At 56.1% G+C, this 11389-nt stretch carries 13 protein-coding genes; 7 read left to right on the top strand and 6 right to left on the bottom strand.

Annotated elements, in window-relative coordinates:
- The first annotated feature begins 598 nt into the window (after nt 1-598).
- Together HNR65_RS14435 and HNR65_RS14440 are read left to right on the top strand one after the other, a co-directional pair.
- A complete protein-coding gene (locus tag HNR65_RS14435) occupies nt 599-1003 on the top strand; it encodes a desulfoferrodoxin family protein (protein WP_181552229.1) in 405 nt (134 codons plus the stop codon).
- A gap of 118 nt (nt 1004-1121) precedes the next feature.
- On the top strand, nt 1122-1280 hold the full coding sequence (locus HNR65_RS14440; RefSeq protein ID WP_181552230.1) for a hypothetical protein: 159 nt from the start codon (nt 1122-1124) through the stop codon (nt 1278-1280).
- A gap of 342 nt (nt 1281-1622) precedes the next feature.
- On the opposite strand, the gene HNR65_RS14445 is transcribed toward HNR65_RS14440, so the two are convergent.
- Nucleotides 1623-2888, bottom strand: coding sequence for a B12-binding domain-containing radical SAM protein (locus HNR65_RS14445; RefSeq protein WP_181552231.1), 1266 nt, complete (start codon nt 2886-2888; stop codon nt 1623-1625).
- Between the two features lie 7 nt (nt 2889-2895).
- Nucleotides 2896-3171: a phosphopantetheine-binding protein gene (locus HNR65_RS14450; RefSeq protein ID WP_181552232.1), complete on the bottom strand. Its 276-nt coding sequence runs from the start codon at nt 3169-3171 to the stop codon at nt 2896-2898.
- A 207-nt stretch (nt 3172-3378) separates the two neighbouring features.
- Here HNR65_RS14450 and HNR65_RS14455 point away from each other — a divergent pair, with 207 nt between their 5' ends.
- From HNR65_RS14455 to HNR65_RS14475, 5 genes are all read left to right on the top strand, one after another.
- Nucleotides 3379-3807, top strand: coding sequence for an ApeP family dehydratase (locus HNR65_RS14455; protein WP_181552233.1), 429 nt, complete (start codon nt 3379-3381; stop codon nt 3805-3807).
- A gap of 88 nt (nt 3808-3895) precedes the next feature.
- Nucleotides 3896-4618 carry a 3-oxoacyl-ACP reductase FabG gene (gene fabG, locus HNR65_RS14460; RefSeq protein WP_181552234.1) on the top strand — a complete coding sequence of 241 codons (723 nt, stop codon included), beginning with the start codon at nt 3896-3898 and terminating at the stop codon, nt 4616-4618.
- On the top strand, nt 4618-5253 hold the full coding sequence (locus HNR65_RS14465; RefSeq protein WP_181552235.1) for a LolA family protein: 636 nt from the start codon (nt 4618-4620) through the stop codon (nt 5251-5253). The genes fabG and HNR65_RS14465 overlap by 1 nt, the downstream gene beginning before the upstream one ends.
- A 119-nt stretch (nt 5254-5372) precedes the next feature.
- On the top strand, nt 5373-5801 hold the full coding sequence (locus HNR65_RS14470) for a hypothetical protein (protein WP_181552236.1): 429 nt from the start codon (nt 5373-5375) through the stop codon (nt 5799-5801).
- The gene (locus HNR65_RS14475; protein ID WP_181552237.1) at nt 5794-6528 is read left to right on the top strand and encodes a hypothetical protein; all 735 of its coding nucleotides are present in this window, start codon (nt 5794-5796) and stop codon (nt 6526-6528) included. Before HNR65_RS14470 ends, HNR65_RS14475 begins: the two co-directional genes overlap by 8 nt.
- Nucleotides 6529-6539: 11 nt before the next feature.
- Here the strand turns inward: HNR65_RS14475 and HNR65_RS14480 are convergent, their stop codons facing one another.
- From HNR65_RS14480 to HNR65_RS14495, 4 genes are read right to left on the bottom strand one after another with little or no spacing between them, the layout of a single operon-like run.
- Entirely contained in the window at nt 6540-7019 is a 480-nt protein-coding gene (locus tag HNR65_RS14480; RefSeq protein WP_181552238.1) for a sll1863 family stress response protein, read from the bottom strand.
- A complete protein-coding gene (locus HNR65_RS14485; RefSeq protein ID WP_181552239.1) occupies nt 7016-7867 on the bottom strand; it encodes a polysaccharide deacetylase family protein in 852 nt (283 codons plus the stop codon). The genes HNR65_RS14480 and HNR65_RS14485 overlap by 4 nt, the downstream gene beginning before the upstream one ends.
- Nucleotides 7864-9222 carry a lipid biosynthesis B12-binding/radical SAM protein gene (locus HNR65_RS14490; protein ID WP_181552240.1) on the bottom strand — a complete coding sequence of 453 codons (1359 nt, stop codon included), beginning with the start codon at nt 9220-9222 and terminating at the stop codon, nt 7864-7866. Before HNR65_RS14490 ends, HNR65_RS14485 begins: the two co-directional genes overlap by 4 nt.
- Nucleotides 9219-11381: a beta-ketoacyl synthase N-terminal-like domain-containing protein gene (locus HNR65_RS14495; RefSeq protein WP_181552241.1), complete on the bottom strand. Its 2163-nt coding sequence runs from the start codon at nt 11379-11381 to the stop codon at nt 9219-9221. The genes HNR65_RS14490 and HNR65_RS14495 overlap by 4 nt, the downstream gene beginning before the upstream one ends.
- Between the last annotated feature and the right edge of the window lie 8 nt (nt 11382-11389).

Here is an 11389-nt window from a genome sequence, read left to right on the forward strand (position 1 = left end):
CCATTCTCGGGCCGCCGCCGGTCCGACCGATGTGCTTGAGTCTTCGATCAACTATCTGGGAATTTCAGTCTATCCCGGCATCTACCGGATGACCCTTTAAAAAGCTTTTTCGGATTGTTGTTTTGACTTGATTTATACCAGAATTCCATTCCTTGTGCATTCGGTTTTGTCATATCTGATAAAAGTTATAGGAAGGAAGGCCTGCGGTCGGGGTCAGTTTTTTCGCTCCTGACCGTTTTTACGGATTCATCAAATGCCTTCGCTGAAATTTCAAAAACTCGGCCTATCGGCCTCAAACAGTTTGAAATTTTCACGCTTCGGCATTTGCTGAATTTTTCCGTAAAAACGCTCAATGTCGCTTCAAAAACCGACTCCGACCGCAGGCCTTCCTTGGCAGCGGTTTTCCCTGGCCGAACCCGGGACCAATAAGGTAATAGGGAAATAAAAACTTTAAAAATTTGAAACTCCCGGTTTATTGCTTGAAAAACCGGACAGGGGTGGTTTTTGCTGGCGATTTCTGCCCGGCGGGATTATTTTATGGGTTTGCTGGCAGCGGTTTTGGAAAGCAACCAAGGATTGACGCAAAGGGGAGAAGAAAATGAAAATTGGCAGGATTGTGGGGATAGCAGTTCTGGTCTTGTTTTGGGTGACATTGACAACGGCTTTTGCAAACGAGTCTGCGGTGCGCATCGAGGCCCCGGAGTCGGCGCAGCCCGGCCAGGAGGTGGAGATACTGGTGCATGTGTCGCATTCCGGCAATAATTTCATGCATTACACCGAGCTGGTGGAGCTGGAAATCAACGGTGAACTGGTTGAAAAGTGGGAGTATTCCAATTTCAGCAAGCCTCCTGAGGAAGAGTTTACCGTGCGCTATTTTCACGCCGCAGACCAGGATTTTACGATCAGCGCCCGTGCCGTGTGCAACATGCACGGCAGTCGCAACACAGATGTCGTGAACGTGACCGTGGCATCTGATGCGGCCCCAACCGAAGCAGCCGAATAGATATGAACCCAAACCGAGCGTTTCAAATTTTTACGGCACCATCTGAAATCAGACTTTTTACGGGGCCATCAATTTTTAACAATTGAAACGTTTAGGACAAGATTTTGGAGAGGTGGAAATGATCCTGGCTTTGGGAATTGTCAACCTGGTGCTGGTGGCCTGGCAGCTGACAACCGGACTGCATATCATCCGAATATCGCCGCGCACCCACCGGAAAACCGGGATTCTGCTTGCGGTGACAGCGGTTTTGCACGCGTCTCTGGCCCTGCTGGTTTAAATAGTGCCTGAACGAAAACCGTCTTTTTCGCCAATCTCTGCGTCCGGCTCAAATTTTAATCCTCAAAATACGTCGCGTATTCCTGCGGTTAAAATTTTCGCCGTCCTTGCCCTTGACGAAAAATCATGGTTTTCGTTCGGGCACTAAGGGTTCGTCACAAAATAAGTTGGGCAAATTTGGCGCCGGAATTTTTTCCGTCTTCGAGGCGCGAGGAGGGAGAATAGCAAGCTATTTGACCGACGCAGCAACAAAGAAGACGGGAAAAAGGACAAGCCAACTGTTCAAGTTATTTTGTGACGAACCCTAAATACGGAAAAAAAGTTTACGGCTTCTGGTGCGGATCTATCGTTTCACCGGCCGGCCGAATGCCTGGTCGATCAGGTTGCGGTCCCTGGGCTGAAACGTGCCGCTTGCCTTTTCCTTGCGCATAACCTTTTGGAAAAGCTCAAACATGCGCATCTGCTGGGGTTTGCCGGCGTAAAAGGTATCCCAGGCGTAAAACAGCAGTTCCTGCAGGCGCTCGGCGCTCATCTGCTTTGGGTGATAAACCACCTTGTCTGCGGTGTAATCGTCCCAGTCATAGGAGAAAATCCGGTTTTCTCCGTGGAGCCGGTCCCAGGCCCGGGTGTGGGGAAACGGGGTGAGCACGGTAAATTCGGCCAGGTCCAGTTCAATTTCCAGCAGAAAATCCACCAGTTCCTTGATAAAATCCTCGGTATGCCGGTCAAGGCCCAGCAAAATGGTGCCTTCCACGGCAATGCCGTGATCGTGATAGCGCCGGATGCGCTCCCGGATGTAATCCGAGGTGTCAAACACCGCCTGGTAAACAAACCAGGCCCCGGCTTGGGCAGCCAGGTCCAGGACTGCGGGGTCGTCCTCGATGGGATGGCTGCACCAGTTTTTTTTCAAAGGGATCATTTCGGCAAACAAGTCCTTTTCCCATTGGGTGTCCTGGGCAAGGGAGTTGTCCACCAGAAACAGGCGGTTGTTGTCAATGCCGGCGATTTCCCCGATTGTCCGGTCAACGGGCCGCGGCCGGAAACGGCGGCCGCCCAGGTAGGCAACCGCGCATGGATAGCAGTTAAACCGGCAGCCCCGGGAGGCGTGCACCAGGTCCACCATCTGGATGCCCCGGTAATTGTAGAGGCTCTTGTTTAAAATATCCCTTCGGGCCGGGCCCACGTTTTCAATGGCCGGGGGCGCTTCCAGGGCGTTGTAGAATTTCTGCAGCCGGTTGTTGCGGAAATCATCAAAGACCTGGTCCATTTTTCCTTCGGCCTCGCCCAGAAACACGGCATCCGCGCGCTGCGCGGTTTCCTCGGCATGAAGGGTTGCGGCAATGCCGCCGAAAATCACACAAATTCCCTTTTTCCGGTAATGGTCGGCGATCTGCCATCCCCGTTTGACCTGGATGGTCAGCATCATGGAAATGCCCACCATGTCCACGGATTCATCAAAATCAATGTCTTGGAGGTTTTCATCCACGAATGTGACTTCCACGTCGTCGGGAAGGCTTGCGGCAAAGACCACCGGCCCGTGGGGGGGAAGGTGAAATTCGGTCTGACGGGCCAGCTTGGCCCATTTGGGATAGATAAGTTTGAATTTCATGGCTTGGTTATCCGGTGATGTCTGCTGTCTGAGGCCGGTTGTCCCGGATATATTCGGCCAGGGCGGCAACAGAGGCAAAAACTTTTTCCCCGACCTCCTTGTTGTCAATGACAACGCCGTAGTCCTGCTCCACCATCATTACCAGTTCCAGAATGTCAATGGAGTCAATGCCCAGATCGCCGCCTACCAGGGGCGCTTTTTCGTCGATTTCTCCGGGCGTGATATCCTCTAGATACAGTGTATCAACAATCTTTGTCTTGAGTTCGTCAATGAGCTGCTGCATTGAAATGACCTTGTCAAACCAGTAAATTTATTTTATGTTGAAAAATCAGGCGAGTCTAAAATATCACTTATTACCGTATTCTGAATTTCTCCGGAACCCTGAAATGACCAAAAATACCAGCCGTCCCCTGCAAAGTCAATCTTCTTTCACATATGAATGGTTTCTGCCCGTGCATCCATGCCCGTGCCGTGTCATTGGTGCCTGTCCATGAGCCAGGATTTGTCAGATACCGAAAAATATTTGATCCAGCGCGATGCCATGAAGCTCGTGGACAGCATCGTGGCCGCAGACGCGCAAAAGGCAGTGGCCAGGTCCAAAATTTCCGCGGGGTGGCCCATGCAAATGGACGGTTATGTTCATCCGGTGGTGTTAATTGAGCTGGTGGCCCAGACCTCGGGTATCCAGATCCGGTGGAGGGAGCTGGAAAAAGACCCGGCGAGCCATTCCGGCGGCGGGTTTATCGTTGGCATCAAGGATGCGGAATTCTTCTGCCCGCAAATCCCCCTGAATGCGGAGGTTGAAACCTGCGCGGTCAAAGTGGCCAAGCACATGAACTATGCGGAATTTGAAGGCACCTGCACAATGAACGGACAAACTCTGGGCAGGTCCTTTATCCAGGTGCTGCGCACCGGGTGATAGTGTTAAGTGTTAAGTTTTAAGTGTTAAGTAAAGTCAGGAAGTTATTTCTTTATTTGAAACGCTCAGTTTAGGAGAAAGCAGATATATGGATCAGCAAACAGCGATTGTAACCGGCGGCGGACGCGGCATCGGGCGGGCGATTGGCCTGGAACTGGCTGCCTGCGGCTATTTTGTGATCCTCAATTACCGATCCGGTCGGGATGCGGCCGAGCAGACCAGGGATGAAATCCGCAGCGCCGGCGGGTCCGCGGAAATAATGGGTTTTGATATCACGGATGCCGCTGCCGCCAAAGAGGCGGTGGCAGAGATTGCCGCAGGCCATGACATCGGGGTGCTGGTCAACAATGCCGGGATTACTGCAGACGGGCTGTTTGTGATGATGCCGGAAAAAGACTGGCATGACGTGATCACCACGGCCCTTTCAGGATTCTACAATGTCACAAAGCCGGTGTTAAAGCAGATGATGCGCAAAAAACGGGGATCGGTGGTGACCCTTTCCTCGGTTTCCGGCATCCGGGGCAACCGGGGCCAGGCCAATTACTCGGCGGCCAAGGCCGGACTGATCGGGGCGAGCAAGGCGGTTTCGGCCGAAGTGGCACGCCTGGGCATCCGGGTTAACGTGGTAGCCCCGGGCCTTATTGAAACTGAAATGATCCAGGAGGCGCCCGTGGATTTTATCAAGCAGATGATTCCCATGGCCCGCATCGGCCGGCCCGGGGAAGTGGCAAAGGTGGTGCGGTTTTTGTGCTCAGAGGATGCCTCTTATATCACCGGCGCGGTGATCAGTGTGGACGGGGGGATGGGCTGATGGCCGGCATTGTCTTCGCGCGCAGGATTTTTTCCCGGTTTGGACTTTTTGCTGCGCTGATGTGTGCCGTGCCGTTTTTTACCGGCTGGGCCGACACCATGGAGGAGATCGGAGATCAGGCAGCCGGTATCCGGGCGGTCAAAGCGCGGTTTGTCCAGGAAAAGCATTTGGAAATGCTCGACAATCCCCTGATATCCAAAGGCGAGCTGTATTTCCGGGCCCCGGATTCGCTGCGCTGGGAATACACCGATCCCGTAAAAAGCATCCTGCTGATGAACCGGGACCGGATCCGGCAGTACGCCATGGGCGAAGACGGCATGGCCGCCCGGCAGGGCAGGGATCTGGAGGCCATGCGCGTTTTTCTGGAGCAGGTGGGCCAGTGGCTCCGGGGCGGGTTTGACAAAAACACTGCTTTTGCCGCGGAACTCAAAAAAGGGCAAAGGGTGGTGCTGACCCCTGTGGACAAAAACATTTCCGGGGTAATTGAAAAGATCGAACTTCAGCTTACAGATACCCCGGGTGTGATCGAGTCGGCTTTTATTTACGAGGATGAAACCTCTTATACCCGCATTGTGTTCCATGACACAAGGATCAACCCGAAGATTGCCGACAGCGTGTTTGAACAGGCCCCATAGGGGCCGGCGGACAAATCGCTTGCACCCGGCTGATTTGGAATAATATTTTATTTCAGCAGTCCGTGCGAACTTTTTGTTTGCAACAGGCAATACTTCAATTTATCCGCAAAAGGGGGTTGATGATGAAACATTGGATTTACAGCGGTTTTCTGGTGTTGATGGCCGCGGCACTGATTTCCTGTGCCGCAGGTTTGACAAGAGACGGCATTGATCCCTGGCTGGCCGATATTTCCGGGGACAGGGCGCCTGCCATAAACGTGGAAGGCAAATGGCAGGACGCGGATGTGGATCCCAATACCCCGTTTGGATGGGGCAAGGGCGTGCTTGAGCAAACAAACGGCAGAATCGAGGGCCACATCGGCCATTACAACGTTACCGGAAGGGTCAGCGGCAACGAGGTTTACCTGGTGTTTCTCTCCGGGGGATCGGTCTATTACACGGCCCGGCTGGAAATGAAGGAAAAGGGCCTGCTGCGGGGTGATTATTTCTATGACGACGATCTGGAACAGGAAAGCGGTATGCCCATGAGTCTGGAAAAAGTTGAATAACGGAAAATATCCCCATTGCAGGGGCTTTCGGCCTGTCCGGCCGGCATTTATCCTGGTTTTCCTGGTTTTCATGGCAGCCGGATGTGCCGGGCTGCCGGAAATCAGGCTGGAAGGCCCTGTTTTTCAATCCCGTGTGAAAGCGGGCTGCCGGCAGGTATTTGCAGACACCCCCCGGCAGATGGTGCATTCCATGACCGCCCGGATGCCCAATAATGAGACTTACCACGGCATTTCCGTCACCCGGGTGATGCCGCAATCCGCCCGCATCAAGTGCGTGATCATGAGCATCCAGGGCCTGGTGCTGTTTTCAGGGCAGGCCAATGGCGAGATCCGGGTTGAGCGCGCCATTGGGCCATTTGACAGTGAACAATTCGCCAAGCGCCTGTTTGCCGATATCCGGCAGGTGTTTTTACCCCCACGGGGCCTGATGGTCGCTGCCGGGAAAAACTCCGACAACCACCCGGTGTGCCGCTATTTTCTCGATGAGGGGGGTTTTCTGGACGTGGTGCAGGTTGCCGCAAACCATGCCCAAATCATTGAATACAGTCAGGGCAAAAAAAAGCGCCAGAGCGTTTCCCTGACATGGGAGCAGATGCCGGAGGCATCGGGCAGTCCGCTCAAAAACGGGCCGCCGGATAAAATTGTTCTCCGGCGGCACGGAGCCTTTGGCTATCGGCTGGAGCTGGAGCGCATTGAGCAGAATCCGGATTTCGCAAATTTGCCGTGACCGGGGGTTTTTCAGATCCGGGTTTCTTGGGGGGCTTTGTCCTCGGTGTCTTCCAGCGACCGCTGAAAATCGCGCCATGCCCTGGAAAATCCCTGCTTGGTTTTTTCCCAGGTTTCCTCTGAACTGTTTTTGAATTTTTCCGCCCATTTTTGAAGATCTTCGCGTTTTTGTCGAAGGGTTTCGAGGGTGGATTTGCTTTTTTCCTTCATCTCTTTGCTCATTTCCGATTTTTCCTTTTCATACCGGCGCTCCAGCTCATTGATGCGCTCGTCCATCCGCTGGATTTCCTCTTTTGCCTTTTTGGCCATTTCTTCCTGTTTGGCGGCTGAGTACTGTTTCAGGCTTTCAATGGCCTCGGCAATGTCCTGCTTGACTTTTTCGCCGGAAGTTTGATCGTTGGATTCAGCAGCGGCCGGCCCGGCGCCGATCAGAAATGCCAGGATCAGGAGCAGGGCGGCGGGCAGACATTTGAGACGATTGTTCGGGTTCATGGCAAAGTCCTTTCATTTGTTTTGTGGTGGCCGGCTTTTTTCAGCCGGCTGGATTGGTGCATCACGGGCAGGCCCGTGAGTCCGGAGACCGATCGGATCACAAGGCCTTGTTTAGAAAGGATGATAAGAATTTTCTCCATTTCAGCAAGCCATTGCCGCGGATCAAACCGTGCGGTTCCCGGGTGGCCGTCATGGAGCAGGAGAATGTCTCCGCTTTGTACCTTTCTGCCGATGCGTGCGGCCAAGCCGTTGATTTTCCGGTTTCCCATGTCCGGTCCCCGGCATGAATAAAGAATACAGGACATTTTGTATTTTTCAAGTATGGTCTTGAGCTTCGGATTGACCACCCCGGCCGGGGGCCGGAACGCAGTTGGCCGGATATTGAACCGGGCCAGGATGTTTTGGGTTTTGGCGATTTCCGCGTCCAGTTTTCCGGCGGGCTTGAGCATGACAAACACGTCGTGGCTGTAAGTGTGATTGCCGATGCAGTGGCCGGCGGCAAGGATTTGCTGGATAATTTCAGGATGTTTTTCCGCCTTTTGGCCGGTGACAAAAAATGTGGCTGAAGCATTCCAGCGCCCCAGCAGTTCCAGCAGGGCCGGGGTGGTTTCCGGGTGCGGGCCGTCGTCAAATGTGAGGGCAACGCTGCTGCTGGTTTTGGGTCCTTTGCAGATCACCGGCAGAAAAAACCTGGACTGGCCGTAAACCGCCCCAGCCGCGCACATGATCACAAAGGCGGCAAGCACGGCCGCGCAAAAATACGGGTGGAGGAAAAAGCCAGCGCCGGCCGCGGCAAAGGCCACACCTGCGGCAAGCCAGGCAGGGACTATGCCAAAGCCGGCCTTCATCTGATCAGGTACTCCCACAGGGGGCCGGTATGGCCCCGGGCATGGAGCCGGGAGATGATCTGCGCGCTTTTGTCCCCACCACTGCCAACAATCCAGTTAATGCGGTTTTGGGCCTTTTCCAGCACCCGGGCCTGTATCTGTTCGGCGCTGATGTGTGCAGGCGGGTAAAACACAGGTTCAAGCAGATCTGCATCTGTCTGGATCAGTCCCCGTTCCACGGCTATTCGCCGTACCCGGGTGCCCGGATAAATGCGGATACCGGTGAAAAAAAAGCAGGCGGTTTTCTCCAGGGCTGCGGCGTTGTCCAGCGTGATTTCCAGTGTATTTTCGGATTCGTCCGGGGCGCCCAGCAGAAAAAAATGGGCGGCATGGATTCCCGCATCCAGGGCGGCCTGGTGGGCGGCAAAAATATCTGTGCAGGTAAAGGGTTTGCGGTATTGGGACAGGATGGAATCGCAGAACGCGTCTGTGCCGAATTCTGCATGGGTCATGCCGGCTTTTGCAAGGGCGGCAAAATAGCCTGCCGGCATCCGGGCCGGTGCGATGTAGGCGCCCCAGGGAATGGTGATCTGCGCGCGCTCAAAGGCCCGGGCCACGGCCAGGCTGTGATCCGGGTCTGCATTGAAGGCCGAATCCGTGATAAACAAAAATGCGGCCCCGGCATCCTGGAGCTGTCGGGCCTGTCTGGCCACTTCTGCGGGGTCAAACAGGCGCATGCGCCTGCCCTCGATGTCGGGATAGGTGCAGTAGATGCACTGAAAACAGCAGCCCCGCTTGGTCTGCAGGTTAAGCATCCCCCCGTGGCGCAGATAATAATCCACGTGCGGACGATCGGCCAGAAACGAGCGTTTCGTTAAGTTATCCAGGGGCCTCGGCGGCGTGAGGGCCCCGGCCGGGCTGTTTGGGCTGATCACCCCGGGCAGATCGGTTACGGGTTTGTTTTGGGAAAGCCGGTCCAGAAACGCGGCCAGGCGCTCGCCTTCGCCGGTCAGGGCGTAATCCGCCCCCAGGTGCGTCAAAATGGCCCTGGGAAACATGTTCAGCCCGCTGCCGCCGATAATGATCGGCGCCCGGGAAATTTTGCGGATTCGGTCCACAAGTTCCCGGCTCTGCCAGAGATAGGTGCCCGGGTTGACCGCATCAGTGGTGTCCACGTTGCGGATGGAAATCCCGATGATATCCGGATCGGTTTGGACCACCCGGGCCAGAACGGTGTCTGCACCGCCGGGCTCATTGATGTCTGCAATCCATACCTGATGGCGGTCTTTGACAGCCCCGGCCACGTAATCCAGGCCCAGGGGGTAGACCGGGTAGGGTCGGGTTTCAGTGTTGGGCGAAATCAGCAGGACCTTCATGTGTGAACCATTTCCACTGCCGTAACGGTTTTTCCGGCATTGATCATCAAAATTCCCCTGGAGCGCAGATCGATTTTTGTGTCTCCGGCCGGCCCGGCCGGGAGAAATCCTTTTTCCATGGACCCGGCAGCAATGCCTGCTGCTGCGGCAGAGGCCGTGGCAAACTCGCCGGTATATTTCCGGTAATCCACCATTGGCAGGTCAATGTCAATGGCTTGGCAAAAGGCGTTGATCACCTGGCGGGAAAAGTCCGCCCGGGCCGCAGGCATACCGGCAAAGATCACACCGATTCTTTCGGCCGCGGCCTTGGCCCCGCCCAGCTTTTCCACCAGGGCACTGGCGGTTTCGGCCGGATCGCCGCTGCCAAGAACCAATACCCGGCCGATGCCGATGCCGGTGTTGGCGGAGGTGAGCATCAGTCCGCCCCCGCCGTCGGCCGGGGTGGCGGCCAGGGCCGAGGACGGGTCAAACAGGCGGACCAGCGGATCATGGGCTTCGTCTGCGCCCATGACCAGACACGGCCCCTGGTTTTTGGCCATGAGCCTTGCTGCGATCAGGGCCTGCTCAAAAGCGTCGTCCTGTCCTGTCAATGTCATGTTTGCGCCCCTGGCCCCGAGCATGAGCGCAGCCTGGCCGGCAGGGGCGTTGTGTACGGATCCGGCAAAATCCATGGGGCTGGAAAGCTGCTCCTGGTTGGCAAACAGCCGGGTGAGAAAGTCATGGGTTTCTGTGAGCGCCCCCCAGCCGGTGCCGAAAAACAGATCCGAGATCTGATTTTCCATATTTGTGCGGCAGACCGCCTGGCCGGCCATGTTAACTGCCATTCTCGAAAGCCGCTTTAACCGCCGCACCGCTTTTGGATCCAGGCCTGCAGAAAGATCTTTGCCGGACAGCACCCCGGCGCAGGAAAGATTGTTGTAAAATGCCTGCAGACTGGCTTCTGTGTCCCCTGCGCCGGTGACGCACACGCCGGTCAAAACGCCCATGGCATCGGGGTATTCTGTAAAATGACCCGGGTTTTTCCGGATGTCGCTCCGGATGCCGCCAATGACCAGTGCGGCATTGTTGCCCCCGAACCCGAAAGAATTGGACAGCACCGTGTTGATTTTTCTGTGCTGCGGCCGGGTCAGGGGGTGGATGTCGAGATCCGGGTCCGGGGTGCGCATGCCGGCGTTTGCGGGCAAAAAGCCGTCTGCCGCGGACCGGGCGCAGATGCCCGCTTCCATGGCCCCGGCCGCTGCAAGGCTGTGGCCGCAAGCGCCCTTGATTGAGGAGAGCGCCGGTGGGTTGTCTCCGAAAACAGCGTGCACGGCCCGGGCTTCGGCCGCGTCATTGCCGATGGTGCCGGTGCCGTGCAGATTGATGTAGTCAATGTCTTCAGAACCCAGCCCGGCATCTTTTAAGGCGGCTTTTATGGCCCGGGCCGCGCCCAGGCCTTCCGGATGCGGGGAAGTGGCGTGATGGGCGTCACAGGAAAGACCGGCGCCCAGAATTTGGGCAACTGCATTTTTTGGGGGTGTTTGACCGCCTTTGAGCAGAACCAGGGACGCGGCCTCGGAAAGGTGCATGCCCTTTCTGTTTGCGTCAAAGGGCCGGGAGCCCTCCGGGTCGATGAGCTGAAGGGCGGCAAACCCGTGGCAGGTAAGTCGGCACAGGGCATCAGCTCCCCCGGCCAGCACGGTTTGGGCCATGCCGCTGCAAATCATCCGGGCGGCCAGGGCAATGGCCGCAGCCCCTGAGGAGCAGGCAGTGGAGACCGTCAAAACCGGGCCGGTGCACCCGCAGAGACCGGCCGCATGCCGGGCCACCGTGTCCAGACCGTGGTCGGCATAGGCCCGGGGGTCTGTGACCTGGTTTTTGATCAGCACCTCGGATTCCGGCATTCCGCCGGTGGTCACACCCATGACCACTGCGTCGGGAACCTCTCCCGGACATTGGTCCATGATTTGTCTGACCGCCGCATCTGTGAGCGCATGGGTCCGGCCGGCATCAATGACAGGCAAGTCCATGCTCACCTGTCCGGCCACGGGCGGGTCTGGATGGGAAAACAGGGTCAGGGGGGCGGCGCAAATCCGGTTTTCTTCCAAAGCGGCCATGGTTTGTCCGGTATCTCCCATGGGCGTGATCATTGCAATGCCGGTGATGTAAATGCCTGTCAAAATCCCGG

Source organism: Desulfosalsimonas propionicica (genome assembly GCF_013761005.1).
Taxonomy (GTDB): domain Bacteria; phylum Desulfobacterota; class Desulfobacteria; order Desulfobacterales; family Desulfosalsimonadaceae; genus Desulfosalsimonas; species Desulfosalsimonas propionicica.